Source organism: Acidilobus aceticus (assembly GCF_055392325.1).
On record NZ_AP042407.1, the window covers coordinates 786,123 to 812,053 of the forward strand.

The 25,931-nt window shown below is 56.2% G+C and carries 24 protein-coding genes and 3 CRISPR repeat arrays (1 of these 27 only partly in view); of the genes, 5 read left to right on the forward strand and 19 right to left on the reverse strand.

All coding sequences use genetic code 11. The features are described from left to right. Nucleotides 1–175 precede the first annotated feature (175 nt). Nucleotides 176–1,273, forward strand: a complete 1,098-nt coding sequence (locus tag ACZ5OO_RS04130; RefSeq protein WP_464077865.1) for a hypothetical protein — start codon at nucleotides 176–178, stop codon at nucleotides 1,271–1,273. 288 nt (nucleotides 1,274–1,561) lie between these two features. Here the strand turns inward: ACZ5OO_RS04130 and ACZ5OO_RS04135 are convergent, their stop codons facing one another. Further along, complete coding sequence (locus tag ACZ5OO_RS04135) at nucleotides 1,562–1,795, reverse strand: hypothetical protein (RefSeq protein ID WP_464077866.1); 234 nt, start codon at nucleotides 1,793–1,795, stop codon at nucleotides 1,562–1,564. 197 nt (nucleotides 1,796–1,992) lie between these two features. Between ACZ5OO_RS04135 and ACZ5OO_RS04140 the strand changes: the two genes are divergently transcribed. Further along, nucleotides 1,993–2,196 (forward strand): hypothetical protein, encoded by a 204-nt coding sequence (locus ACZ5OO_RS04140; RefSeq protein WP_464077867.1) that lies wholly within the window; start codon nucleotides 1,993–1,995, stop codon nucleotides 2,194–2,196. Next, on the forward strand, nucleotides 2,193–2,636 hold the full coding sequence (locus tag ACZ5OO_RS04145; protein ID WP_464077868.1) for a hypothetical protein: 444 nt from the start codon (nucleotides 2,193–2,195) through the stop codon (nucleotides 2,634–2,636). The genes ACZ5OO_RS04140 and ACZ5OO_RS04145 overlap by 4 nt, the downstream gene beginning before the upstream one ends. A 271-nt stretch (nucleotides 2,637–2,907) precedes the next feature. Here the strand turns inward: ACZ5OO_RS04145 and ACZ5OO_RS04150 are convergent, their stop codons facing one another. Then, a complete protein-coding gene (locus ACZ5OO_RS04150; protein WP_464077869.1) occupies nucleotides 2,908–3,483 on the reverse strand; it encodes a hypothetical protein in 576 nt (191 codons plus the stop codon). A gap of 114 nt (nucleotides 3,484–3,597) precedes the next feature. Between ACZ5OO_RS04150 and ACZ5OO_RS04155 the strand changes: the two genes are divergently transcribed. Both ACZ5OO_RS04155 and ACZ5OO_RS04160 read left to right on the forward strand, forming a co-directional pair. Next, nucleotides 3,598–4,263 (forward strand): hypothetical protein, encoded by a 666-nt coding sequence (locus ACZ5OO_RS04155; protein WP_464077870.1) that lies wholly within the window; start codon nucleotides 3,598–3,600, stop codon nucleotides 4,261–4,263. 71 nt (nucleotides 4,264–4,334) lie between these two features. Further along, complete coding sequence (locus ACZ5OO_RS04160; protein ID WP_464077871.1) at nucleotides 4,335–4,586, forward strand: winged helix-turn-helix transcriptional regulator; 252 nt, start codon at nucleotides 4,335–4,337, stop codon at nucleotides 4,584–4,586. Here ACZ5OO_RS04160 and ACZ5OO_RS04165 read toward each other — a convergent pair. The 17 genes from ACZ5OO_RS04165 to cas4a all read right to left on the reverse strand — a co-directional run bounded on the left by ACZ5OO_RS04165 (nucleotide 4,538) and on the right by cas4a (nucleotide 25,350). Continuing rightward, nucleotides 4,538–4,666 (reverse strand): hypothetical protein, encoded by a 129-nt coding sequence (locus ACZ5OO_RS04165; protein ID WP_464077872.1) that lies wholly within the window; start codon nucleotides 4,664–4,666, stop codon nucleotides 4,538–4,540. The genes ACZ5OO_RS04160 and ACZ5OO_RS04165 overlap by 49 nt on opposite strands. A gap of 157 nt (nucleotides 4,667–4,823) precedes the next feature. After that, entirely contained in the window at nucleotides 4,824–6,179 is a 1,356-nt protein-coding gene (locus ACZ5OO_RS04170; RefSeq protein ID WP_464077873.1) for a hypothetical protein, read from the reverse strand. Between the two features lie 10 nt (nucleotides 6,180–6,189). Beyond that, the gene (locus ACZ5OO_RS04175; RefSeq protein ID WP_464077874.1) at nucleotides 6,190–8,283 is read right to left on the reverse strand and encodes a hypothetical protein; all 2,094 of its coding nucleotides are present in this window, start codon (nucleotides 8,281–8,283) and stop codon (nucleotides 6,190–6,192) included. Between the two features lie 817 nt (nucleotides 8,284–9,100). Beyond that, a CRISPR array of direct repeats spans nucleotides 9,101–9,629; the repeat unit is 24 nt; unit sequence GAATCCGCTCAATGGAATTGAAAG. A 34-nt stretch (nucleotides 9,630–9,663) separates the two neighbouring features. Further along, entirely contained in the window at nucleotides 9,664–12,702 is a 3,039-nt protein-coding gene (locus ACZ5OO_RS04180) for a DEAD/DEAH box helicase (RefSeq protein WP_464077875.1), read from the reverse strand. A gap of 1 nt (nucleotide 12,703) precedes the next feature. Continuing rightward, a complete protein-coding gene (locus ACZ5OO_RS04185; RefSeq protein ID WP_464077876.1) occupies nucleotides 12,704–13,765 on the reverse strand; it encodes a hypothetical protein in 1,062 nt (353 codons plus the stop codon). Then, nucleotides 13,762–14,445, reverse strand: coding sequence for a CRISPR-associated endonuclease Cas3'' (locus ACZ5OO_RS04190; protein ID WP_464077877.1), 684 nt, complete (start codon nucleotides 14,443–14,445; stop codon nucleotides 13,762–13,764). The genes ACZ5OO_RS04185 and ACZ5OO_RS04190 overlap by 4 nt, the downstream gene beginning before the upstream one ends. Continuing rightward, nucleotides 14,442–15,974 carry a CRISPR-associated helicase Cas3' gene (gene cas3, locus ACZ5OO_RS04195; protein WP_464077878.1) on the reverse strand — a complete coding sequence of 511 codons (1,533 nt, stop codon included), beginning with the start codon at nucleotides 15,972–15,974 and terminating at the stop codon, nucleotides 14,442–14,444. The genes ACZ5OO_RS04190 and cas3 overlap by 4 nt, the downstream gene beginning before the upstream one ends. A gap of 12 nt (nucleotides 15,975–15,986) precedes the next feature. Next, complete coding sequence (cas5a, locus tag ACZ5OO_RS04200) at nucleotides 15,987–16,721, reverse strand: type I-A CRISPR-associated protein Cas5a (RefSeq protein ID WP_464077879.1); 735 nt, start codon at nucleotides 16,719–16,721, stop codon at nucleotides 15,987–15,989. 22 nt (nucleotides 16,722–16,743) lie between these two features. After that, nucleotides 16,744–17,769, reverse strand: coding sequence for a type I-A CRISPR-associated protein Cas7/Csa2 (cas7a, locus tag ACZ5OO_RS04205; RefSeq protein WP_464077880.1), 1,026 nt, complete (start codon nucleotides 17,767–17,769; stop codon nucleotides 16,744–16,746). Further along, a complete protein-coding gene (gene csa5, locus ACZ5OO_RS04210) occupies nucleotides 17,766–18,251 on the reverse strand; it encodes a type I-A CRISPR-associated protein Csa5 (protein ID WP_464077881.1) in 486 nt (161 codons plus the stop codon). Before csa5 ends, cas7a begins: the two co-directional genes overlap by 4 nt. A 90-nt stretch (nucleotides 18,252–18,341) precedes the next feature. Continuing rightward, the gene (gene csa3, locus ACZ5OO_RS04215) at nucleotides 18,342–18,965 is read right to left on the reverse strand and encodes a CRISPR-associated CARF protein Csa3 (RefSeq protein ID WP_464077882.1); all 624 of its coding nucleotides are present in this window, start codon (nucleotides 18,963–18,965) and stop codon (nucleotides 18,342–18,344) included. A 54-nt stretch (nucleotides 18,966–19,019) separates the two neighbouring features. Next, nucleotides 19,020–19,934, reverse strand: coding sequence for a CRISPR system precrRNA processing endoribonuclease RAMP protein Cas6 (gene cas6 / locus ACZ5OO_RS04220; RefSeq protein ID WP_464077883.1), 915 nt, complete (start codon nucleotides 19,932–19,934; stop codon nucleotides 19,020–19,022). Between the two features lie 76 nt (nucleotides 19,935–20,010). Continuing rightward, nucleotides 20,011–21,410: a CRISPR direct-repeat array (repeat unit 24 nt; unit sequence CTTTCAATTCCATTGGACGGATTC). A gap of 573 nt (nucleotides 21,411–21,983) precedes the next feature. After that, entirely contained in the window at nucleotides 21,984–22,682 is a 699-nt protein-coding gene (gene csa3 / locus ACZ5OO_RS04225) for a CRISPR-associated CARF protein Csa3 (protein WP_464077884.1), read from the reverse strand. Between the two features lie 45 nt (nucleotides 22,683–22,727). Next, entirely contained in the window at nucleotides 22,728–23,294 is a 567-nt protein-coding gene (gene cas4, locus ACZ5OO_RS04230; protein WP_464077885.1) for a CRISPR-associated protein Cas4, read from the reverse strand. Beyond that, nucleotides 23,278–23,559, reverse strand: coding sequence for a CRISPR-associated endonuclease Cas2 (gene cas2, locus ACZ5OO_RS04235; RefSeq protein ID WP_464078555.1), 282 nt, complete (start codon nucleotides 23,557–23,559; stop codon nucleotides 23,278–23,280). The genes cas4 and cas2 overlap by 17 nt, the downstream gene beginning before the upstream one ends. After that, a complete protein-coding gene (cas1, locus tag ACZ5OO_RS04240; RefSeq protein ID WP_464077886.1) occupies nucleotides 23,559–24,545 on the reverse strand; it encodes a CRISPR-associated endonuclease Cas1 in 987 nt (328 codons plus the stop codon). The genes cas2 and cas1 overlap by 1 nt, the downstream gene beginning before the upstream one ends. Continuing rightward, nucleotides 24,526–25,350 (reverse strand): type I-A CRISPR-associated protein Cas4/Csa1, encoded by an 825-nt coding sequence (gene cas4a, locus ACZ5OO_RS04245; protein WP_464077887.1) that lies wholly within the window; start codon nucleotides 25,348–25,350, stop codon nucleotides 24,526–24,528. The genes cas1 and cas4a overlap by 20 nt, the downstream gene beginning before the upstream one ends. A gap of 371 nt (nucleotides 25,351–25,721) precedes the next feature. Next, a CRISPR array of direct repeats spans nucleotides 25,722–25,931; the repeat unit is 24 nt; unit sequence GAATCCGTCCAATGGAATTGAAAG; it runs 1,306 nt beyond the window's last position.

The following is a 25,931-nucleotide window of genomic DNA, read 5'->3' on the forward strand; positions in this document are numbered from 1 at the left end:
GGTAATGTCGATGTCAAGGGAGCGTGTTAGGCCAGCGACAATCCTCTAAGCATAACATTACCTGGGTCTGCAAAGGCGTTTGGCGGCCGAGGAAACTATTATACGTCAAGGTGCCATCGGCGAGCGGGTTCATTTAAGTAAACTGCTACCCCCTATATAATGTGGGTGCCCCTATTTGTCTACTGGCGAGGGGACTGCAAAGGATGATCTAGTCGGTGCGCTCTCAGGGCTCTTAGAGCTGGTCTCCAACGGGAAGCTAATGTTAAAACCGGGCTATGCTGTGGTAGGTATTGCAGACAAGGATGTAAACATTTGGGATATTGGCGATGATGATTATAGGCTTAGTATGATAGACCTGCACTTTCGGGACATAGTAGGCATTGGTAACATTGTGCAAGTGCGACTGGCGCGGATACAACCCTTCTTCTCCCCAGGGTGCAACAGGATAGGAACCCTCTGGGATATACTGAATGACGTCACGCTAAAGCTTATAGATAGCTGTATGAAGGATTCTAAAGTTCCGTATCCATGTCCGACAGATCTTGGTAAAATGATCTTAGAGTTGTCTGATAGGAAAACTGCTATTTTAAGCAGCAGTAGCCTATCGTCGTCCTATCCGCATGGGTTCAGCGTTTTCATTCCGCCCTACGAGGGCAACGCGCTGAAGAGCATAAGGGGACTTACAAAGATTGGCCTCCTCTGGGAATTATCGTTATTGGACATTCTAAACTCTACGAACCTTAGTAATTTAGCGGCGGAGCTGCAGAGCGTCATCACCAGCTACTCGGAGAAGGCAGGCGACGTTTTCGTTGGATGGAACTGGGTTTCTGACAACCCTGCGCGAGTCAAGGACGTGACTGAAAACGGCTCCCTCTTAAAGATTTACCTGAACTTCTATTCCTTGAACTACTACTACATTGACCGTAATCGTAGTCGTGATTATAGTGCACTTACTCTGTTACCTGGCCCTAGGGTGGGGTTGCCCCTGGGCATGCCCGCTGAGTGGGACAACATCAAGGCGCTGGCGGAGTTCTATGGGAAAGGGAAGGCCGTTAGACTGCTCGAGGTCACATCAGGCGAGGAGCTCCTTGAACTGCTCAAGGACAATGAAGTAAAGGTGAACTGCGCTGGCGATCTTAAGCAGGCCCAGCAGGAAGGCTTGCAGATGGCGGCCCTCTCGCTGTACATAGCCTCCAAGAACGCCTACCTGACATTGCAGGTGTTAGTCCCACTGCTGCTACAGGCCAGGTGGATAATTAAAGATCTCATTTAATTAATAACTCTGAGAAATGAGCTGGTCGCCCGCTGGGCAAGCACTTGGCGAGGCTATGGGGCCCGCGAAACCTGTGAGCCTTGATAGCGCCTTGACGAGGCCTGTGCCAAGAGAGACAAGCGGCCGGCCTTCAAAGAGTAGGGATATATGGACGGCAAGGAGTCACCTAGCACCCAGGCGTGGCGCGCTAGGACATCCCTACGTAAAGGAGCGAGCCACCTAAGTCGACGGATAGCTCACTTGTTATCGCTTAGGTCGCTGAGTATTGTCGTAGCCATCCGTCACGGCTCACCTCATGAAGTCTCTCTTTAGGAAGCAGTAGGCAGCCCTGACGGCCTTCGGCGAGCGCACCAACTTAGGCAGCGTCGAGAGCACCTCGTCCCTCTGGCGGGCCCAGTAGTCCCTCCTGCTGTAGTTTGTGGCGTGAACCATCCTCAGCGTGGTGGCGGTCCTGTCCCACACGACGTTGAAGTCACAGAATTGTGCTGAAACTATACCATGAGCAATCGACCGTAGGAGCAATTGACAGCGAAACCATAGAATGGGTTAAGACGCCGTGAACCGTGTAGATAGTAACCATGGAAATAGTGTTGAAACCTTATATATACCTTTGTGTCAAAGTTTAGATTGGTGGAGAAACTAAGGGAAATGCGTTGAGACTGGACTCCAAGTGCAACATCATTAACTGGCGAAGGTTAGACTTCTGGGGTGACATGGCTATGCCGAGGCTCGATAACCTCCTGGTCAAGGCCGTGGCGATAAAGAACAATGTCAGGCCCGTGGTGGTCCAGTATCTGGCCAGGGCGGCGCTGAGCGGCAGGCAGTACTCGAACTACCTGAGGGCGTTCGGCCGGCATAACGGAGAAGCAGGCCAGGAAGATAATGGGCTACTACCTCGCGCTCGCAGGGGGTGGGGGCAGTGAACATAAACGGCTGGTTTGACTTAGATTGGAATAACGACGAGAGGGGCAAACTGTACTCACTTGTCGTCTACTACGAGATCGAGAAGGGCGTGATGAAGAAGGACGCCGAGAGGTACTACATAGCCATAGGGTACGACGAGAATAACGGCCTGATGAGCGTGCACTACAAGCAAGTCGACAAGGAGGGCCACAGCAAATACAAGTTCATCAGTATTAAGCCTAGCCAGGGGACGCTGCTCAGTTTCATGGCCCTGTTTGGCCTCATAATTCAGGTGAAGGTGAGGCTTAGGGAGAGCGAAGAGAAGGCGCTCCCCGTCGTTGCCAGGGAGGCCCTCATGGTCGTTAAGTCAGCGCTTGAAGACTTCGAACGGCTTAAGAAGGGCGCACAACAGCAAGGCGGCGCAGGCGCACAACAGCAAGGCGGCGCAACTCATACGTGAGTCGCGGGTTAAATACTGGGCTGAATCCTTGTTCATGACCACGGAAATCTCTTAAGTTCATTCATCGCTAATTAGCCTTGTAGAGACGAGCGGCTAGTCTTCAATGGGCAGGGATAAACGAACGACAAGGAGTTACCTAACACCACGTAATTCTTGTCGCCCATTCAGAACTTGGAATGGGGGCGGGCCGCGGGCTTTTAAGAAAGCTCAGGTGCGGTGCGGTAAAACTCCCCTACGATAAAAGAGAAAACCACCTAAGTCAACGGCCCGCTCACTTGTCGGCGCCTAGCTCGCTGAGTGTAGACCTTACGACCGCTGCTGCTGTGTCATGCGCCCTCGCCCTCCTGTCGAGCTCCCTTATGAACTCGCTGACCCTGCCCTGGGCCTCGGCCCTTGAGAGCTCCATGGCCACCCTCTCAACGGCGTCGAACAGCTCGCCGTCCCTGATGTTCTGGGCGGCATACCTCATCACTGCGTTGGCCAGCGGGGCCCTCCTCTCGTCGAGCAGCACGGTTTTGTCGACCTCGAAGCCCACGTACCTGTAGCGAGTCCTGGTCGTGACCTCCGCCTTGAGCTTGCCGAACACGACGTAGGACACGCCGTCCTTGATGTCGTTCACGGCCACCGTGGAGAGGTACACCGTGCCGGTCTCATCAATGTCGCCGAGGGCTGGGTACTTTATGACCTCAAGGCCCTCCTCGGCGAAGGCGCTCCTCACGGCTTCGTAGAGCTGGTCGAAGGAGTCCTCGTCAGCGAAGGTCACCGCCATCTCAAGCAGCTCCTCGTTAGCCGACACGACGTCGATCAGCCTCTGAATGACGGCGTCCTCCGAGGGCTCCTCGCCCACGCCCCTTGCCCATGTTAAAAGGGGGACGCCGAGGAAAATAGGTTGTACGTTTCTGACGCCCTCCCGCCCGGCCAGCTTATTTCCTGCAGACGCCAATACGAGGAGGGGACCTCTGTGGGCAAAACGCTGGTCCTCCTGGTACTCAGCAAGACCAAGGACCTGATGAAGGGCTCCATAGACGCCGCCTTCAGCTACGGCGAGTTCCCCAGGGCGTTGCTGCTCGTCCCGGCCAGCTCCTCCACCAGGCTCTGGCAGGGGGTCATAGATGCCCTCAGGAGGGGCGAGGAGGCCGGGAAGGGGTGCGACGAGGAGACCATGAGGGCCGCCAGGGAGGCCCTCGAGAGCATGAACGACGCGAAGCTTAAGGAGGTCAAGGAGGTGGCCAGGGCGTACCTTGACCTCAGGGAGGACCTGTTCAGGGAGCGCAAGTACTGCCACAGCGTCAGGGACCTGCACGACATAAGCAGCACGGACACCCTCGACATAGCCTACGAGATAGTCAAGCTGGTGGGTGATGCCATAGGGGACAGCAGGGACTACGACAGGATAGTCCTCGACGTGAGCAGCGGCCTGAGGGGCGTGGCGGTAGCCATGGTGTTCGCCGCCCTGGCCATGACTCTGTTCCTCAGGCCCAGGGGAGGGCCGGAGGTGCAGCTCTCCATGAGGAACTACCCCCAGAGCGGCCAGGGGTACAGCGGCGACGTCATAAGCCTTAGGGCCTCGAGCTCCGTGTTCCTGGGCCTCTGGGAGGCAGCGAACGACAGTGACAAGATAAGATAAGGATACTGGAGGGGGCCAGCGGCCTCTCCGCCCCTGAGGAGGAGCTCAGGAGATGCAGGGGCCTCAAGCTAGTGGGCAACGCCTTCTGGAGGGAGCAGGTGCACGAGGCCGTGAACGACATAAGCAGGAACACCCTTGACAAGAAGCTCAAGGAGCTCGTGGATGTCGGGGTCCTGGCGAGCGGCAGGTGCGGGAGGCGGACGCTCTACTGGTTCACCGACGAGGGCAGGAAGGTGCTCAACATGGTGAGGGCCCTCGAGAGGGTCCAGGGGGCTCAGGTCAGCTCGCCGAGCAGCTCCCCGAGGTCGCCGCCCGACGCGTAGTCCTTCCACTCCTTCAGGAACCTGCCGCTGCTGAACCTCCTCAGCGACTTGCAGAGGTCCAGCTTTACGAGGGCCGGCACCGGGAGGCCGTCGGCGAGCAGCAGGCCCTCCCCTGGCCTGAGGCCAGGGCACGGGTGACGGGCCCTGAGCGGCAGGCCCGGCGCCTGGCGAGGCGGAGGACAAGGATGGCATGACAGCTCAGAGCTTAAAAGTAATGAGATTGTTAAAACAAGCTGGCTAGTGATCCTCTTCAGATATTATTGATGGTATTGCCCAGAGAAGCAGGTGATTACGATGAGCCTCTGAGAGCTCTGGGAATTTCTGCGACATAATATCACCCACGGCCATGGGGATATAGCACCTCATTACGTGCTTCCTGGAGAACTCGTTAAGGTTAAAGAACGCCTCTTCATTGTCTATCTGGCCAAGGTCTTCGGCTATCGGGTCATAGACTGTTGTCCACGTACCCTCACAGCCTAAGTATGAGAATTGCCCGTCAGGCATATTCACCCGGACAATCCTGCCGTAGTTGTCACCGTTTAGGTTTACATAAATGTAGGTGGCGAGCCTTGACATTAATAGAATGGCCATGATGATTAGGCCTCCCAGGGTCTTTGGAAGTGGAAGTGAGGAGTCCATGTAATAGATGGCGTCGGCCAGCACATGGTGACGGTAAAGCCAAAGCTGCCTATTACTTACCGAGGTTTTTTCACAGGAGTAAGCGCGGCCTGATATAAAGACCTCACAGCGTATCAAGAGGTTCCTGAAGTCAAACCGTACATGGACATTATAGTTGTTTGTACTTTCTGGCGCAGGAGCGTTGACGCGATTCTTTATAACGTCCCTTACATATTCCCAGTTAGGGAAGTCAAAGCCGTAGAACTCGAAGGTCCTGTCCTTGCCCCTCACCTCATCAACCTTGCCTAGGCCGAGCAGCTCCAGGGCCTCGGCGGAGGCCGGGTTGGCGGCCTTTATTGAGTCGACGTCCTCCTTAACTGTCAGCCTGAGGCCCCACAGCAGGTCGCTGTCCTCGTTGAACTCTGGGGCGCACTTCATGAGCGCGTTAAAGAGGTCAGCGACCAGCTTCGGCAGGGCCTCGGGGCTCGAGAGTAGGTCAACGTCTTTGGGCGAGGGCTCCTCAACCTCCAGGCCCTTGGACCTGGCCACCTTAACGGCCTCGTCTATCACTTGCAGGAGCCTCCGCAGGAGCGCGACCCACTGCGTAGGCCCCTCGGGCAGGGCGTCCCCTACCTTGATGTCGGGCCTCTGGGAGGACCTTATGTAGACGTCGGGCCTGGTCCCGTAGAGCTTCCAGTAAGCGTAGGAGAGAGACCCCGCGGGGGGAGACCCTCCTCTGAGGTGGGGCCCGTCTACCTTCAACTCCACGTGCTCCTGCCTTACGCCGCCCAGGAATATCTTTCTGATTGAGGGCCTCTCCTTCTCGGCCTCAGCGACCGTCTTGTCGGACGCGCCGAGCAGGTCGTCGTAAAGCTTGAGCAGGGGCCTGGCGCTCTCCCTCACGCCAACAAGGCAGCTGAGGAGCCGCGCCACGGAGTCCTTAGTGAAGGAGCTGTATGCCTGGGCCGACGACACGCTCTCACCCCTAGCTTTCCTTAAACCTAATGAGCTTGTTAGCCAGCTCTATCCAACGCTTCACCTCCCCGTCCATGTCGATAAGGCGTAGGTTCGTCAGGTCCATGAGGTAGAACTTTATGGTCACATCTTCGCCGATCTTCTCGTGGGCCACTTCCCTGGCATGAAGTAGCTCACCGTAGTAGAGGAGTGCGTAGACACCAGAGGTGAGCACAACGTTAATCGACTTCAGCCCCAGCCCCTTGGCGTACTCAGCGTACTTCATCAGCGTTGGTGATTCTTTGGACTCCATGAGCTTCCGGTAGGGGTTCTTTTCATTGAAGAAGGTCTCAATCTCATAAACTTCAATGCCGTCCTCGCCGTAATAAGTTATGTCAGGTATCACCTCGCCTGAGGCCATACCGCTGAGTGAGGCGTTATTGAGGGGCTTTTCAACAAACACACGCCCTTCTAGGAAGTTCAATATCTCGTCGATCTCGGACTTGCGACTCCGAAGGTCAAAATCGTTGAGCTCCTCCAGAGAACTCGCCCAGTGCCTCTCCCTCGCGAACCTGCTTATGAGGTGTATCAGAGTCAGGACCTTGCCGGCCCTGTGCTCGTCGCTCTCTGCTCCTGAGGTGCCCGCCATGACACTAGATATGTATAACGTCAGGTTGCCTAGGTCAAGGTTCAAGTTGTGCTCTCTCTCGTTGAAGGCGAGCCGCCCGCTCCTAGCATAGTTGGCCAGCCTGTCGACCCTCGCCTCGCGCCACCTGAGGAAATCGTTGAGCCGCCCCAGCGGCCTCCCAGGCTCGGCCTCGGTGAGGAGCTTCCTAAGCTCGGCCGGCGGCTTGAAGGAATTAAAGGAATCGGCTGTTCTGTAGGCTGTAAAGTCAAAAGTGATGTTGACCGCAAAGCCAAGGACGTCGTACTCGTCAACCCCCGCGCTGGCCGGCAGGCTCTCGGGCCTGAGGGTCAGGACGTACATTGGAATTGAGGGATTGTCATAGCGCTGTCCTATAATGGACGGCATCAATTTGTTGTAGTACTCCTGCGGCATTATAACGTAGTTGTACGGAGGCTCTGAGCCGCCCATCTCGTTGAGGAGCCTCTCAAGGTCCAGGCCACACTCTTTCAGGAACTCCTCACGCTGCTCCTTGGGCGAGCCCACGAGGCCTGGCGTGATAACTAGAATTGCCGAGCGGTCCTCAAGGGCCACCCTGTAGTAGCACTGCTCCTTCTGATCATAGGCGTTCGGCGTGGCCTCCACTATCCTCCTCGAGACGTCCTTCTCATTTAGCAGGCCGCTGACGGCGAGGCTCCTCTCAATCATGTAGGATATCGGCTGGGCCAGCCAGTAGCGGCTTTCCGGGATCATTATGACGCCCTTCTCCTTGGTCAGGCTCTCCTCAATGCTGAGGTCCTCCTGCCTTGGGGCAACGGCCGCCTGCGGGGGCTGCCCGTGGCCTGAGGCCCCCTCTTTACTGCCCCTTGGCGGGGGGCTGGGCAGCTCGTCAAGTACTTCGCTGCTGAGCTCAAGCGGCGCCGCCTCGGGCGGCCTCCGTTCAACGGGCGGGCGCGGCCCCACGTAGAGGAGTGTTACTGCCACCGCGGGCATGGGCAGCTCGTAGAGGTCGGAGTCGACGCTGCCCGGAATCGCAAGGGGGACCTCCCTGGCGAGGGGTGGACGGGACAGCAGGTAGTCGAGAACGGACGCCCTTGGAGGGGTTGCGGCGCCGGGCAGGCCTGGGGGCCTCACCTCGGCCCGGCTTAGGGTTTGGCCGGCGTTGCCTTCGCCTCTGGCCTCTTCCTCCTTTGTTATTGCCGCGCCCGCGGCGTCCTTAGGCCCCTCCTCGGCCGCCGCCCGCCTGCCCTCCTGCGCCTCAGAGGTCCTTGGGGCCGGGCTCGGGGGCTCCTCGCCGCCCTCGTTCCTGGCGTTATCAACGCGCGGCGAGGGCTCTACGCGCTGAGCCCGAGGGGGCTCGTTGTTCTCATCCTTGGATCTCCCGCTCTGCTTCTCGGCCGCGCGACCCCTTCCACCCGTTGCCATCCGAGCCTCGGCAGGGCCGCTGAGGCGCTCACGGTCAAGGAGCCTCCTGCCCTTGAACCCGTCAAGGCTTGACATAAAGGAGTTACCCCTAATGTTAGCTGTCCTTCCCATTATAAATTTCTTCCCCTCGGAAGGTGAAAATGATGACTTAACGTCTCAGCAGCGCTCTAAGCTACAGCGACAGGGGGTCGCCCTTTAACGCGGCCGCCGACGTAACGCCCCAGCCCGAGGCCGCAGGAGCTTGCCAGGCCCAGGGCCCTAACACAGCAACGGGTTATGTCAGCGGGGCTGGCCCAATGATCCACGCCACATGCTTTAGTCCCCTGTCAAAAGCTTCTACTGAACTCCGTGCCTGTCAAACCCCGCGGGCCGGCCTTTACGGCTGCGCCCTGCAAGCCGCCATGCGGGCGATCAACACGCTGGGGCTCACGTGGCCTGGCTGGCCCTGGACTAAAGGGGCCGTGGTGCCCGCCCCTGCCTCCGCCAGGCCCGGCCTCGCGGTTCAGCTCTCGTAAACCTGTTGGCTCGCTCAGCGTCATCCTGTCATACTTCAGGAGCTGCTGCAGCCAGGCTCAGCTAAGGCCTTGGCCCCAGTTAATGGGGCCTCCCGCTAGTGCCCGCTCCCCTTGGGCAGCCGCGTCCCCGAAGCTCAGGCCTCCCACGGCTCACATGGGAAGAACTTAAGGGCCGCGACCGCGGGTGACCGTTAATTTAGGTTAACTTAAATATTTTGATAAAAATAAAAACGTAACTTAATGGTAGCCCTCCCAGGCGGCCCCTGGGGAGTATCGGCTAAGCGTCAGGGCGGGCTTAAATAGTCCCAAGTGGACTCAGGGAGGCGGGGAGGTACACCGGGCCCCGCCACGTGCACGCATGGAGGGGCCAAGGCTCGGAATCCGCTCAATGGAATTGAAAGACAGAACCCAGACAGGGCCATACTTGCCACTTCCTATGCTCTGAATCCGCTCAATGGAATTGAAAGAGCAAGACCTCTCGGGCCCGCTAACAGTCATAACTGCCAAGGAATCCGCTCAATGGAATTGAAAGTCGGTTCTGCAGAGAAGGACGTAATCCACGTAGGGGGAATCCGCTCAATGGAATTGAAAGAAGTGGCCCTGCGAGGTGTGAGAAGATGGCGCAGACAGAATCCGCTCAATGGAATTGAAAGTTCTCTATCCCCGTAAGCAGATGCCAATTCTCGGCCTTCAGAATCCGCTCAATGGAATTGAAAGTTATATATATAATAGGATAGAGAGGACGCTGCAGTTTGGAATCCGCTCAATGGAATTGAAAGAGCTCACCAAAAACGTACATTGATGTGAAACAACAATAAAGAATCCGCTCAATGGAATTGAAAGGTGGGGGAAGCGACGCCATCACTGAGGGACTTGCAGCCGGAATCCGCTCAATGGAATTGAAAGACCAATAAAATTAAAAGGTAAAAGAAGATGAAATCTAGGCCTTACCCTGGTTGGATAGCTTAGTGTAGAGGTTGTAAAGCCACGCTATGGTCTCGGCCCTCTTGAGTCCTACTTCTCTAAAGACTTCGTCATCAACCCTTCCGCTGAGGAGGGCTTCAGAGTTAACTTTAAGCTCCAGCTCCGTTAGGTCATCCTTGCCGAAGACCTTCCTCCTTACGCCAGACAACATGAAGGGCCTCGGGTCCCCGGAGGCTAAGCCCTTCAGCGTCCTCGTTAGATTGATGAAGATCACCCTTAGCAAATAATTTGCTTCTACCATTTTCTCAAGTTTTTCATCTGGCGGGCCATAATATATTATCTTGATGTTACTGAAGAGATCTAAGCCGTTTGGGAAAGCTATCTTGAAGGCCTTCTCGAGCGCGCTCTTGACGTCGTCCGCAGTCTCTATTACATCCTTCCTCGAGATTATGTACTTACCGTTAAAGTAATCTATCACTGTCAGCCACTGCGGCCACTCCCTGGAGACCAGGACAACGTTGTTTTCCACCACGGCCGGTATCATGTTACAAATGTAGTAGACGAACCTTTCAGCGGCGTCTTTAACCGCCTTCAAATTCCCCAGGACCTCGCTCCTGCCGAAGTCTAACGGGTCAAGGTACCTTAGGAGGAACTTCATGTACTCATCGTGCTCAACGTCAGCGCTTTTCACCTCGCTGAGCAGCGACTCGCAGCTCAGCTCCCTGTCGCCTGCCAGGACCTTCTCGCCCGCCCTGAGCTTCTTGAGGAGGCCCACAGGCTCGCTCTCCCAGACCTTCAACAAGCCCTGCGAGTAGCTGTAGTTTATGAGCGAGAGGCTCACGCCAAACGATTTCCTGAGGACCGCCTGTATAAATGACATAGCCATGTTAATATAGGCCAGGTCCCCGGGCTCCAAGTCCACGGCGTAGGCGTATGTGAAGAGCTCATGGTTAGGCCTCCTGGAGTTGAAGTATGGGTCAAAGTCAGCCGCAGGCACTACCTTATATAGGTGCACTATGCTGCCGTCCTCAAGCACCACAGGTACCCTGTCCCTTGACTCCAGGAACCACATGACATAGCTGGGAACAACCTGGCCCCTGACGAAGCCCTCGCTGGTGAACGCCAGGTCCACAATGACCTTTGACCACAGCTTGCCGTTGTAGTAATCTTCTATAAGCTCGTCCAGGTCGCATCTCCTCCTCTCACCAAGTTTTGAGCATTCGCTGAAGTAGTCCTCTAGGGCGCGCTTCAGGAAGGACGGCATGTAGAAGTACCTGTCACCGCACTTTATCGGTGAGTCCCTGCTCGTCTTGCTTGCCTCCCTTAAGTCCTTCACGGGCACCTCGAATATAAGGCCCTTCTTCCGATCATCCTTCTTCCGATCATACCAGATCACCAGCGAGTCCGTGTAGCTGTCAAAAGCGCCCGGCTGGAAGTAGTTTATGAAGTCGCTCTGGCTTATGTCCTCCTCAACTTCCTTGCACTGATAAGTATCCTCGTTCCACGTCGCCAGAATCCTCTTTATCCTGCCATACTCTGTGCCATAGAAGCTTAGCTTCTTCCTCAGCTGTTCCTTCTCTTTATCGGTAAGCCCCAGATCGTGCTCAAATACAGGGTCACTAACAAGCCCAAAGACGACGTCGTTAAGTTTAAAGAAATCGTTGTCGGGCACAAATATCAGCTTCTCAGGGCCGCGCGAGAGCCAAGTGTAGAGGTCAGCCAATATTATGAGGTCGTCCAAGGAGGTCGGTACTATTATGCTTTCAGTGCTCGCCACGTCCTGGGTCCTCCCCTTCCTTCCCTCCCTCTGTATGAAGTCCCTTACGCTGGCAAACCTGGGCAGGCCCACGTGCACGACCCTGGTTATGTGGCCTATATCTATGCCCTGCAGGAGCGTCCTGACAGTGAACGCAGCCCTTAGCCTGCCCGTCCTGAGCCCCTCCTCTATCTCAGCGCGGCGATGCCTACTTGTAAGGTGGCTGTGCACAGGCACCTCAAAGCCTGCGTAGATGCTAACCTCCTTGGAGAGCTTCGTCGCCTCTGCTATTGAATTAGTGAATATCAGTGTCGACCCCTGGCACTTGACTATGTCCGCCAGGACCCTTGGCACATAACCTCTAAGGGCCTTTAGCTGCGTCGAGACCGCGCTCACTAGCTCTTTGCTTGAAAGTACCTTGAGCATGACATTCTTAAGGCCGTCAAGGTTCCCGAGATCACACGTAGTGCCAAGCTTTGCGCATGTCTCCGTAAAGCCTGGGGGCAACAGCACGTAGACGTAATTATCGGGCCTGTAACCCTGCCCAGCTATAAGGGTGGCCCCAAGGTACCTCTCCAGCTCTTTCGACTCCCCTATAGTTGCGCTCATTATAGCCAACTGAGGGTTTAACTTGAACTTATCCCTGAGAAGCTTAAGCATGTGAATGAGGAGCCCAGCCCTCGAGCTTCCGTACGAATCCAGCTCGTCAATCACTACCAGCTTTGAGCCCAGCAGGAAGCTCAGGGGCGGGTATTGTCTACTAAATCTATTGTATACAGCTATGTGGAATACCTCAGCGTTAGTGAGCAGCACCTTAGCCTGGTTCACATACTTTCTGACGTAAGTGCCCACGTCGTTATCATATCTTACTACGTCGCCCTTTATTACCTTAACATTACCGTGATCCTCAGAGTACACCTCAAGGCCTGCCTCCCTGGCATACTCTGCGAACCTCCTGACCTGGTCCCCGGCCAGCGCCTTGGTGGGGTATATGAACATGGCCTTAAAGTGGGGGTCCCTGAAGACCGAGTTAAGGACGTAGCCTATTACTGGCTCCGTCTTGCCGCTGCCGGTCTCTGAGGCGAGTATCACGCTCCCCCCTGCCATGAGCTCCTGCAGGGCCCTCTCCTGGTGCAGGTACATGGGCCACCTGCATAACATCAAGTCCCTCCTGCAGAGCTCGCCGAGCAGGGCGGAGAAGGGCTTCCCCTTCGGGGCGTCGTGACCCGACTCCTTAACCTTGACATAAGGTATGCCGTGGTGCCTCAACGCGGCCTCCACGCACTCGCTGTAGCTCATGTCATCTCACCCCGAGCTCCTTCGTGAGGTCCTCGGCGTACCTATAGGCGTAGTACCTCGCGGGGTTGTTAGCGAAAAAGTCGCTGCCCTTCATGTTAACCACGTACTCCCTATAGGCGTAGTACAGCAGGTCCTCGAGCCTCCTTGAGCCGTTCACGTACTCGTAAACTAGGTTGGTGAACCTTATGGCGAAGTCCCTCTCGTAGGCTCTCCTGCTATTGGTCTCAAGAGCCGTGGTGGCCAACCGCTCCAGGTAGGGGCTGTCCATGCTACTTTCGTTACCTGGCATGAGAAGCTCTTTCCTTGTGATGAGCCTAGAAAGGTTTACTGCGAACCCTCCCTTCAGCGTGGTCGATTTTCTGCCGTATGCATCGGAGACCACGTAGATCTCTAGGATGAAGTTATCAACTACTATGTTGGCCTTAATGGTATTAATGGCTAGCCATAACGAGAGGGCCGTCTCAGGCTTGATGCCAGGGAGGAGCCCCTTCCTGACTTTTAATAAATGGCCTATAAGCGTCTGGAGCGAGGTCCGCACGCTGCTAAAGGCGTGAACGCCGACCCACTCATTCTCATTTAATTGCGTCGAGCCAAGCCTTGAAAGCACCCACCCAGCCATTGCCAGCACTGTATAGCCTAGGGACACTTTAATGATGTTCCTCGCCGGGGTCCCCCCTGGTTTCCCGGGAAGCCTCGCGTACTCGTAGATGTCTGGCTTAAGGAATGATATGGGGGATAGCTCGTCCTTTACGAAGTCGTTGTTATTTGGTTTGTAGGAGCTGAGGACCTTCCACATCGGGTCCGCTCCGCTGAGCCCAAGGCTATTCAATATTTTATTATAGATGCCCTGGTCGTTGTTGTTCATGGGTACTACCTTGTTCATATTCTTGGCCCGGTCGCTCGCCATTTTCAGCACGTTCAACAGGTCGTTACTGTCCACCTCTATGAACGTCCTATTGCCACTCACTACCTCCCTGTATTCGCCCACCTCTACCGCGACCTGCCTTATGAAGTTGTCACCAAAAATACCATAGAGGGGCACCTTTATAACCTCGTCACTCACAGATCCTTCACCTCCTTCACCAAGATCTCAACAAACCTCCTCTTCTCTTCGGGTGAACGAGAGGCAGAGTCAAGGTTGTCCCCAACAATTATGGGGGCAAGGAAGAGCGTGTAAAGCTTCAAGTAGTCCTTATTTGCATAAGAAAAAATGATACCCCTCATCATCATGGTGTAATCGCCAGCCGTATAGTCCCTTATAGTGTAGCTGTAGCCCAGCTCATCAAGAAGCTGCCTACCGTACTTGCTGAGCTTTAGCATGTCACTGGAGGAGCCCTGTGGAAGCCTTGTGGGGTTCAGCTCTGGGAGCCCTCTCACGGCGTTCAAGTGATTAAGTTCTGCAAGAGTTAAGAGCACCCTTAGCCTTTCATCTGAGTCAAACTCATAATAGAAGAACAGGGCTGTGCCTATCTCATGGTATTTGAAGGACGGCCGCGCGCCGCGGGACGGGTTGCACTCATCATCAAATTGGGCCTGGTAGTGCTCTGCCGCCTTACCTATGTCGTGGAGCTCTATCACGGCCTTAAGCGTCTCTACAGGGTCTCCTACGTCTATGCCGTAGCGCTTAAGCCTTCTGGCTATCACGAGAGGGTAGGAGCCCCTGAGCAGCGGGGCCGCCATATTATATGAAGACTTTGAGTGCTCAAAGAGCGACTGGCCGGAGAAGGCGCAGGGCTTCTTCATAGCTTGAGCCCCACCTCCTGATCGTAATCACTTACTACAACTCCGTATATCCTGTTAGTTATGAACTCAACCTCAAGGCAGCGAGGCTTAGGGTTGCACGCCATAAGGAGCCTCCCAAGCTTATCCTGTGCTATGCCTGAGTCGGTATAGTACCTGCGGGTCTTTCTTAGCAGCTCGCACGCCTCCTCTTCGGTTAACGGCACTATGTCGTAGGAATCCCCGTAATTCACCACGCCTGGCACCAGGGACGTCTCCCTTGTGAGGCCGCAGAGCGCCTTGTAGAGTTCGCTTGAAACGCCTCCGCTGGCCCACACGCTTTCATCTATAAGTACGAGGTCATGAAGAAGGCATCTGTCTATAAGGCTCTCGTAATCCCTCTTACCTGCCGACAGCAGCTCCCCTGCGTTTAAGGTACCGCCGTCCTTCAAGGAGTTATACGCGGCGTCAACCTCCTCTTTATTATAGACGGCCCCCCTGAACGGGAACACGTGGAGTTCCCCGTGCCCGCCATACCTGGCGGCCCTGCCAGCCCTCTGAATGAGGTTATGCGAGGGGGCCGCCTCAGTTATAACAACGTCGAAGCTCGTGTCTATGCCGGCCTCTATAACTTGTGTCGATACTACGAGCCTGGTGGACGTGTAGTTAAGTATTTTTTCTACTTTACTTGTCCTGTCCCCCCTGGTGAACTTGCTGTGTATGAGCAGCGGCTGGAGACCTTTTGACTTCAGCTGCTGATAAGTCTGGACGGCCTCCTTCCTCGTGTTAAACACTATGAGCACCCTCTTCCCTTCCCTGACAAGCCCTTCAGCGTCAGCTATGGGGTCACTTATGAGCCTCGCCGTCACCTCTCTGTTGTTATTAAAGTTAGGGTCATCTATTATAACGAAGTCCCTGAGTTTATTGAGCTCCTTTCTCAGTAAATCAATTAAGGCGTCATCAATGGTGGCCGAGGCCACGACGAGAGGCACCCCGGCCTTTGAGAGCGCCTTGAGGGCCGCAAGAGCTGCCGTGAGGGGCCTCCCCTCCTCCCCGAGAAGGTGGAACTCATCAAATACAACCACGGAGCTGTAGATCATGCCCCTTGGCAGCTCGTAGTGCGCTTTAAAGTTATTGAAGAGTTTCTCCTTCTCGACAGGAGGTATTTTAAACAGGTTCAGGGCAAACGTGTCCAGGGTGGTAACGGTAACTCTCTTTATGAAGAACGGCGACTCGTGAAAGTCCATGTCCTGGGCAGCCACGGCCACGTTAATGAAGCCCTTTTCACGGTCCTCTTGCAGCTTCCGGTAAAGGTCCTGCACTATTGACCTGAGCGGGAGGACATGTATGACCCTGGCATATAGGTCGTTCCTGCTGTCTGTGAGGGCCCTGGCGAGCACCCTGGTCAGCGTAGTCTTGCCGTAACCGGTCGGCGCCTTTATAATAACGTTCTTGCCGTTTTCAAGTGCTTCGAGCGCTCTAGCGATACCGCTCCTCTCCGTGAGGCCGCTGAACTTAAGGAAATCGCTGTAGGCGTCCGTCAGGAAGCCCACCAGGCTCACCCCCTACTTCAGTACTACGTATTCGTCCCCAACTTGATATGCCAGCTTGGCGTCTACCTCGACCTCGCTCCTGAGCAGAGGAAAGCCAGGCCTGGGCATCGCGTACTTAACCCAATTGTCTTTATTAGCTTTTCCGCGCCACAGGTAGCCGCTGCTGTCCCAGAAGTCAACTATGATAACGCTAGATTGGCTGCTCAATAAGTTAACGTCTGCAGGGAAATAGTAGGAGGTCCTGATCCTGCCCTTGGCCTCCTTAGCCTCGCCAACCTCGACATCCTTCACACTCACTAGGCACTCCTTGCAGCCGAGCCGTATAATAGACCAGCTCAGCCTTTTGAGCTCATCCTCGCTTAGCGAGTCGGTCAGGTACACTACGTTGATCTCCTGGCCTGGCGCGTATACCTTGCCTGTGGAAATCACGTTGTACCAGTGGCTGCGATCCTTATACCTCTCGTAGTAATATGCTACGTTTCTTATTATATCCTCTATGTAGGCGCCGCTGAAGCCCTTGGAGAAGCTCGCGAAGGCCCCCCTTATCTTAGCCTGTAGCTTATATGCAGGGCTTCCCATGTAATTCCCGAGAAGGTCGCTCTCGAGCCCCCTGAAGTCACCGTAGCTGAGGGCCCCTATCAGAGTAGTAGGAGGAGGAAGCAGGTAGGAGGGCTTAGCCTTGGCCTTAATCGGGTGGCTCACGGCAAAGCCCCAGTGGAGCTTTAAGGTAACCTTGGAGTATATCAAAAAAGACCGCCTCCTTCGACATTTAGGGCTTGGCCGCCCGTTGGCTGAAGATCTTGATAAGCGAGTCTATGATGTCCTCTACGCTCTTAACTGTGGTTACATTTACATTTCCGGAGCTGCTGCCCTGGGTTACTTTGAGGCCCTCACTGTTAATTATTATGGCACTAGCTTTGCCATTAAAGATCGACGCAGCCTTGCCAAGCCTTTCTATGGTATCATCTATGTAGGTGTCCGCCTGGGCGGGCTCAGGCATGAACGGGAAGTCGGTTACTGTTACGATTCCTGAGGCTATCGAGTAGTGCGGAAGGAACCTGGACCTCTTGCCGCCGAGGTTACCTGTGAGGACCGAGTACAGGGCCTCTATCGCGGCCTTGACCCTCTCTGAGCTCTCTTCTTCGAGCTTACTCTCCTTGTCAGGCACCGGGTTGCCTGGATTGCTGGGCACAGCTATCAGGTCCTCGTCCATGGAGAACGATAAGGTGTATAGCGCTGACGACAGCTCAACGTTAAATATCTTCTGCCTGCTCTCCTCATCATTACCGCCGCTAACCTTCGATGAGTACCTGACGTGGAACTGCGTCTCAAGCTGGGCTAAGATGTTGCCGTTGACCACCGCCGGAACCATATAGCCAAACTTTATTCTCGAGGTCCTCCTCACGGGAACGTCGCCAGCGTAGAGGAACCCACCAACGTCAGCGACCACGTCATGTAAAAGGACGTCGACCTCGAACCTCCTGGCGTCGGAGTTGTTTTGAGGGGGCGTGAGGCCCTCCTCTTTGACTACGTTGTCGTCGGCGTACTTTATGAACTCGTACTGCGAGGAGTAGACCCCTACGGGCAGCTTGTGCTTCTTGGCAAGGTCCGCGAGGAACGACTGATAGGCGTGAGCTATGGACTCACCTGATATCACTGGGACGTAGTATATATTGTAGCCATTAGCGTCCTTAACCACTATTGGCGCCGTCCTGTGTTTAGTAAGGTTCCCTATGCTTTCAACGCTGTTAAGGTCCTCCGTGTTTATTATAACTCTGAAGGAGCCGCTTATCACTTCGCACCACCTCCCTTGCCCGAAGCGGTGAGGATCTGCCGTTCACCCTGTTGTTGAGCAGACTCGTTACTCTGCTCCTTGCCTGAAGCGGTGAGGATCTTAGCCACTTTGCCCATAGCGAGGACTGCGGCCTTCCTGGCCACATATATGTTCTTTTCAACCTCGCTTAGGAACGCGTTCAGCTCGTCCTCGTTAGGCAGAGAGCCGTAGACTACCTTATTGCTGGCGCCCTCCTCTGCCTTAGCGATAACTATTGCCTGGTACTTGGTCTCGCCGCCATAAGGCCCTACCTTGATGTCCCCGTTTGAGAGCCCCACCTCTATGGTCCTCAGCGCCTCGTAGAGAATCCTTGACACCGGCTCCTTGGAGAGGGCGTTGGCCATAACGTCGACGTACCTGGGTGACTCCGTGTATATAGTCACAGCTGCCAAGAGGTTGGTCACCCTCTCAACGGACCTATCCAACTCCTCCTGCGATGACACGCTATCACCTCTCCTCCGACTCACCTGAGTTATATCTGAGCCTCGGAGCTATTTATTTTTTCCGCAGGAAAGTGTATATATTTCCGTTGCCTATGAAAAACTATGGAGTTCTATTTCCACAACTGCCTTGAGAGTCAGGCTAAGCCTACCGTTATCCTCTACTACAAGACCCTGATCCTTCAGGTCCTTGACTTTCCGCCAGGTAGTTGAGAGGGGCATCCCAAGGTAACCGTGTATCGAGTTGATAGTAGTGTAGCCCTCCCTTATGGCTTTAAGTACCTTGATGTGGTCCTCGGTCAGCCTTACTGGCATGAGGTCGCCTGACGTGAACGTGGCGAGGTGAGCGAAGTCCTCGGTCTCTACTTCAATAGTCACCTTGGCCTCCCTGAGTATTATGGCGGCGAGGACCCCTATGATAATTATCCTCATGCCTCCTGAGAGGTTCACGACAACGTCCTGGCCGGCCAGGGAGGCCAGGAGCTTTCCCACCTTGACAACTATGTCAGTCATGTCGTGGGGGTTCACCTCAACCCTCTCGTGCTGAATTCCCAGCTTATCTAGGTAGTCCTCCAGCGAGCTCAGGGCCCTCCTAGCCTTGTCGTCATCGAACGAACCAACTACAACCACCTTACTAAGGCCCCTACCGAACCAGCGGCCCACGGCCCTGAGCTGGAACTTCTCGTCATAGCCAAGGGTTGCTATGAGCACGGTCACGGCTTTACCTAGATGTTAAGGCCCTTGGGAGCTTTAAACTTTTCAGGAACAGCGCTAGCCCTTTGGCTGCTTTCCGCCTGGACGGAATTTAGGGGCCTGCAGGACCTCGGCCCTCACCTCGCCCATCCCCATGGACCTCAGCTTCCCAATCCCCAGCTCCTGGGCGAGCGCTAAGGGCCCGTCGAACCTCTCCACAGTCCTAGACGTCAGCGCGTACTCCGTCCACCCCACGAAGCCCCTCATGAGCCTCATGTTGCCCCTGTCGTCAGAGCCCACCAGGGCCGTCACGGGCCTCACGTTATAGTTAACCTCTATCATCCTGAGGTCCGCCAGCCTGCCCAGGTAGTAGTGGGCGTAGCCCGCGTCCCTCTCCCTGCCCGCGGCCCTGAGCCAGAGCTTGATAGAGTACGCCACTATGTGCGAGGGCTCCGGCAAAAGCCTGTAGCCCCTCGTGCCCCCTATGGCCCTCCCCCTCGCCCTGGCCCACGGGGGGTTCATTATCATTGCAGGGATGGCTGTCGGGGTCAGGAAGCTGAGCCTAAGGTTTAGCCCCTCTCCGAGGCCTAGCCTGAGGGAGTCAAGCTGGCGCACGGACATGGAGACCACCTGGTACTCAAAAGGGGGGCCGTCGTCGAAGGGCCTCACCCTGCCGGAGCAGTAGAGCAGCTGGGAGGGGTCTGAGGCCGTAACGAGCGAAACGTAGCCCCTGAGCGGCTCCCCCTGCCTCGCAACCCTGGGCCTGCCGCCGGTTGAGTATATTGGGGAGCCCCTCTGGTCCCTCAGCATGCTGAGCCTGAAGAGGGGGGCCTTGGAGAGCTGGTCGCCGAGGCATCGCTCCTTCATGGCCAGGCTCTTCAGAACCCTGGAGGACATCGGGGGCAGCACGGCGCTCTCCAGGGGGATCATCAGCAGCTCCGCCCTGACAACGTTTATGCCCTCAGGGGGCCTGAGAAGGTCGTTTAACTTCAACTCAGCGCGCCTGAGGATACCTTAATGTGGACGGTATTTATCCTCAGATCGTTAATCGAACATGTTCCGCCCTAAGCTTTCAATTCCATTGAGCGGATTCCACCCATAGCGGCTAACGGCATCTTCAGGGTCAAGTACTTTCAATTCCATTGGACGGATTCAGCCCCCAGAGGTCGCCAAGCTAATCGCTGGGCTCTCAAAGATCTTTCAATTCCATTGGACGGATTCTCCACTGGAATTGGCCTTGCTGACAAGCTTGCGGCTGCACTTTCAATTCCATTGGACGGATTCTAAGGATTTCGGCAAGTAAATCAGCAGCAACAGTATTATGTTCTTTCAATTCCATTGGACGGATTCGCAACTCCGAACAGCTGGGTTGGCGCAGATGCTGAAGCTTTCAATTCCATTGGACGGATTCAGGCCTGTGCCTCCCCAGCTTGCTCCTGTGCCATTTCCTTTCAATTCCATTGGACGGATTCAGCTATATTTTAATGTGGGGCTAAGCGTCAGCGATGCAGACTTGGCTTTCAATTCCATTGGACGGATTCACAGGAGCCATGACAATTGACAGGGCGAGCGCGGCCTATAACTTTCAATTCCATTGGACGGATTCAATAATAGTTATACAGTTCACAGCCACGGCGCTCTTGAATATACTTTCAATTCCATTGGACGGATTCTATGGACGCCTTAAACGCGGGCCTCCCGACCTCAAAAACAACTTTCAATTCCATTGGACGGATTCCACTGCCATGGTTAATGCTGTCAAAAGGATGGGGTATAGTAACTTTCAATTCCATTGGACGGATTCCGCATCGGTCATTGACGGCTACGACTCCTACGCACAGAAGACTTTCAATTCCATTGGACGGATTCATCCTGAGGGCCTCCTTCCATCCCTTCACCTTAAACTTACTTTCAATTCCATTGGACGGATTCATAGAATTTTTGCAAAGGAAAGGTGGGGTAGTCTCTCTTGCCACTTTCAATTCCATTGGACGGATTCCGACAATAAAAAGAACCTGGGCCCCCAGCCTGATTCCCTCGAGACTTTCAATTCCATTGGACGGATTCAGCGCAGCCAGGCCAGGAGGTAACTGCGAGCGGCAACATCGCTGTAACTTTCAATTCCATTGGACGGATTCGCCGTCGTGGTTCTCTTCACTGTAACGCTTTCATTCTTCCTTTCAATTCCATTGGACGGATTCAAGTACTCCGACACAATTATTACTGCGGTTACCATGACTATAGTCTTTCAATTCCATTGGACGGATTCATTATATATGTCGGACGCAAACTTAGCAAAGGACGCATATATGCTTTCAATTCCATTGGACGGATTCTTATACAGCGTGAACCTTATGAAGCCGTCATACCAGGACTCTGACTTTCAATTCCATTGGACGGATTCAGAGCCACCCGAGACGTTAAACGTGGGACTCGAGTTTGAGGCTTTCAATTCCATTGGACGGATTCCGAGCCGCGGACGTCACTTCCCGGCCGCGCTCCTCTGCGAGGCCCCCCGGCCGGTGCACCTCCGCTTTCAGTTACAGTAACTTGGGCCTTATTTAAGCCTGAGCCCCTGAGGGCGGCGGCCCTCCCAAGGGGACCTTGGGAGGGCCACGTCAATAATATAATATAATTATTTTTAAAAAATTTTAGTTGCCTAAAGCTACGGCTGCGGGCTGGGCTGGAGGCTTAAGTGCCTCCCATGGAGGACATGGGAGGGCAAGCTGAAGTCAGCCCGCGAAATTATCAACAAGCCTACGACTGAATTTTGTGGTAGGCTGTTCCAATAGCTGATAGCGATCAAGCTTTTGCTTTACCCCTACTGCCCAGGCCCTTTAGGATATCGTGAGGATATCGCACTGCCTGCTTGCGCTAGAATAGGACATCCGCTTTTTTAACGGGCCGATAGTAGCACGAACCGCAGCTATGCCTTCACTAGTTCTCGGCCTTCCAGTACACAATGGATCTAAGCTCACAAAGCCGCTGCTCGGCGGCATCCGGCCCCAGCTAGATCAAGATATAGGCTCCGTCCACTATAGGCTAGGCCTTGCGCGTCGCCTTCTCGCCCAGCCTGGCCATTATGACGGACAGCTCCCCCGCCTCGGTGAGCCTGAGGGCCCCCGACCTTCCCGCCTGTGAGACCAGCCCCTGGTCCTTGAGCTTCACCAGGGAGTTCACCACGGTCTTCCTGCTGACGTTAAGCTGTGAGGCCACGTCGTCAGGTGTCGGCCCCCCACCCTCCCTGGAGAGCCTTGATATTAGCGTGAGGTACCTAAGCTCGGAGTCGCCAAGGCCGAGCACGGACTCCAGCTCGGAGTAGTCAAGTTCCGACTCCTCCCCGCTGGCCGCCTCCGACGCTATGTAGGCCCTCACGTTAAACGAGGACCTGGCCAGCAGCATACCTGCTATAAAGGTTCCCACGACAAGGACCCTGAGGCCGCCCCCGAGCCCTATGATGACCCTCCTGGGCACCTCGTCGAGGGCCTCTACCCTGCCCAGCACGTCCCTCGCCACCCTGAGGGGGCTCGAGGAGTCCACCGCCAGGAGCTCTATGTCATCATGCCTCACGCCTATTGTGGTCGCGGTAGCCACGGCGCTCTGGTAAGCCTTGAGGACTCCCGAGGCCCTGTCGGACGACACCATTATGACCCTGTCGCCCGGCCCTAATGAGTACCTGTGGAGGGCCCTGATAACGTGGCCTTCCGTGAACCCAAGCGTCGATATGAGCAGCTGCTCCAAGGCCCTCCGCCCGCAGCGCGGTGGCGGCCGAGGTAATAAGCCTGGTCAGTCCCACGCTGGACACACGTGCCTGTACCAGCAGTAGGCGCACTTGGCCGACCTCTGGGCAGGGGGAGGGGACTCGGACTCCACGGCCTCCCACGTCATTTTGACCAGCTCCTCCGCCTCCCTCAGCGCGCCCAGGGTGACGGGCACGCTGACAAGGCTTCCACCCAGGTACAGGTGGGCCGCCCTCACACCTCCTAGGGCCTTCTCCGCAAGGAGGGAGTAGACGAGCAGCTGCGCCCTGAAGTGGCGCGACTTCTCGTAGCTTCTCCTGAAGGCCTTGACCTCGAGGACGTGGACGTTGCCCCTCTCGCCCGCCATGAGGTCCACGGTGCCTCTCACCATTAGCCTGTCGTCCCTGACGCTGACCCCCTCCCTCCAGGGCCTCGGGAGGCCAAGCTTTGACGCCACGTCAACAGCCTTGACCTCCTTCCCAGCCCTCATTCTCTCCCCAGGGGCCTCGGCCATGCCCAGCCTCCTGTTTATCCACGGTATGATGGGGCAGTAGGCGAACTGCTTCACGTCGGAGGCCGTTATGTACACCTGAAGCTCACGCGAGGAGCTCATAGCTATTCACCTCAGGCCTGCCTGCTGGCCTCCCAATTACCACGGCTGAGGCCCACTCGGCCTCTGAAACCCTGACCATGTGAACTACGTCATCTACTTGGTTCACGGTGGCGGCGACCCTTGAAGTGAGCTCCCTGAAGAGGGCGGAGCCCGCCCTTCCGATGAACGCGCTCCTCTGCACCCTTGAGAGGCCCATCCTCTCCAGCTCCCTGGAGAGCCTGAGCCTCCTCGAGTTGTCGCTCACGTCATAGATTACCAGGAGCATCAATGAGGCTCACCTCCCGTGTAGCAGGGGTACTGCTGGCCGGCCCTGAGCGAGGAGGCCAGCCTGTACGCGTACTCCCTTATTGCCTCGCCCAGGCTCATCGACCTGTACGCCCCCAGGGCCTGGTCCTTGAGCCTCTCCATGAATGCCCTGATGAGCTCCTTCCTGGAGCCCACGTCGAGCAGCCCTCCCTCGAGCCTCGGCCTCCAGCCAGACATTAACATCCTCACCAGGGGCTCGTCAACGACGGGCGCCCTGAACTGCTCAACGTAGTCATAGACCAGCACGGGCCTGCCGCTCCTGTCCACGTGGAGGAAGCCGGCGTAGGGGTCGAGGCCCGCCAGCAGCAGGGCCCTGAGGCCAAGCGAGTAGAGCACCGCGTACATGTAGTTGAGGCACGCGTTGACAGGGTCGTCGCCCTCCTGGTCCCTGCCGTCAAAGCCGAGGTCCCTGGGCAGCAGCGAGGCCACGAAGCCCCAGTACTCTCTCGCGGCCGCGGCCTCGACCTGGAGCAGCTCCTTCCTCGCCTCGTCCAGGGGGCCGCTGACGGACATCGCCTTCCTCGCCTTGGCCTTGAGGGACAATGCGGCGGACCTGTAGGACGCCCCGGCCGACTGGCCCAGCCTCACAAGCGTAGAGGCCTGAGACATTATCTTGCAGTACACGATTGACGAGGCCACCCTGGTCCCCGCCTCGCTCAACATCGCGCTGTACTGGGCCCTCCTGGTGTCAGGAGTCCTGGAGTAGTGGCTAAGGTAAGTGACTGAGACGGGCATCCCCCTGGAGTCAAGGACTACCAGCTCAATCCCGGCAGACGCCATGAGCCTGAGCGCCCTGCTGGTGATGGACACGCCCGAGCTGGCTACTATGACTGCGTCCACCTCCCACACCGGCACCTCCCTGCTTGACGACCTGTCCTTAACCACAAGGGAGGTGCCCGAGACTCCAAGCTTAACCCCATAGCCATCAAGCAGAAGGGCTCTCAAGGCTCACAGCCCCCGCCTGTATGAGCTCATCTATCATGGAGTCCCTGGCCTCCAGGAACCTAATCCTCGGCGTCTCCCCCAGCGGGATCCCTATAACCTCGTACCTGAGGGGCCTGAGGTTAACCCTTACTAGGATGCCGTAGTCAACCGGGGACTCCAACTGCGACTCAAGAGCCATCGCGTAGCCAGCCAGCTGAACCTCATGCCATGGCCTCCCGCTCTGGCCCAGCTTAACCTCAACGACCACGTTGCCCATCACCGCGTCAGCCCTGAGCCTCCTCGAGAGGCCAAGGGGGCTGCCGTCTATGGTGAGCTCCTCGAGCCAGGGAGTCCAGGCAGACATGTTATTAGGTGACGATGTGTAGGCGGAGGAGGCCTCGCCGGCGAGCTCAGCCACCAGGGCCCTGTAGAGCTCCACGAGGTCCTGTGCGTAGCCCTCCACGCCCTTGGAGAGGCCCCTGATCCTGTCCCAGGCCTTGAGGCTGAGCCTTATCGCGGCGTCCCAGGGCCTGTTGCCAGTGGCCAGGGACCTCCTCAGGTCGCTCACGGCTGCCGAGAAGACCGCGTGGACTGCCGAGCCGAGCCTCAGCTGCTCCCCCTCATTCCTCCTCTTCCCAAGCCTCACCTCAAGGGCCTCGCTCGGGCAGCAGCTGTAGAAGGCCACCTCGGAGACGCCGAGGCCCAGGTTGGCCCTGGGCCTCACGGGCGGCCTCTCCCAGGCCCAGCCCCTGAGCTCCGGCGGGACCTGGAAGTCGCCGCCCAGGGACCTGACCCTCCTGAGCTCCTGCCTGATTTCTCTGAGCACGCAGATCACCGACGTTTGTGAGCCGCTGAATTCTATTATCCATGACAAAGAAGGGCTGTCAGCTCATCCCTAGGCCTTCGTGGGAGCGACAAATAGGCTGAGGCCAGCCGGCCGCTTGCCCTCCCATGTCCTCCATGGGAGGCACTTAAGCCTCCAGCCCAGCCCGCAGCCGTAGCTTTAGGCAACTAAAATTTTTTAAAAATAATTATATTATATTATTGACGTGGCCCTCCCAAGGTCCCCTTGGGAGGGCCGCCGCCCTCAGGGGCTCAGGCTTAAATAAGGCCCAAGTTACTGTAACTGAAAGCGGAGGTGCACCGGCCGGGGGGCCTCGCAGAGGAGCGCGGCCGGGAAGTGACGTCCGCGGCTCGGAATCCGTCCAATGGAATTGAAAGGGAGAACGTTGTCGTAGTCCACGGCCCCTATTGTTTCCTCGAATCCGTCCAATGGAATTGAAAGTGGGGCCATGACCGACCCCAGGGCTTTTTTTATGCGCCATGAGAATCCGTCCAATGGAATTGAAAGACATAGTCTCCGTGTCGAGGCCGAAGAACATGCACGACATCGAATCCGTCCAATGG

Bases quoted from the DNA above. Each gene is read 5' to 3' on its own strand.
- ACZ5OO_RS04140 (WP_464077867.1), top strand. From the start codon at position 1,993: ATGCCGAGGCTCGATAACCTCCTGGTCAAGGCCGTGGCGATAAAGAAC.
- ACZ5OO_RS04175 (WP_464077874.1), bottom strand. From the start codon at position 8,283: ATGTCAAGCCTTGACGGGTTCAAGGGCAGGAGGCTCCTTGACCGTGAG.
- ACZ5OO_RS04180 (WP_464077875.1), bottom strand. From the start codon at position 12,702: ATGAGCTACAGCGAGTGCGTGGAGGCCGCGTTGAGGCACCACGGCATA.
- ACZ5OO_RS04190 (WP_464077877.1), bottom strand. From the start codon at position 14,445: ATGAAGAAGCCCTGCGCCTTCTCCGGCCAGTCGCTCTTTGAGCACTCA.
- cas4 (WP_464077885.1), bottom strand. From the start codon at position 23,294: ATGAGCTCCTCGCGTGAGCTTCAGGTGTACATAACGGCCTCCGACGTG.
- cas2 (WP_464078555.1), bottom strand. From the start codon at position 23,559: ATGCTCCTGGTAATCTATGACGTGAGCGACAACTCGAGGAGGCTCAGG.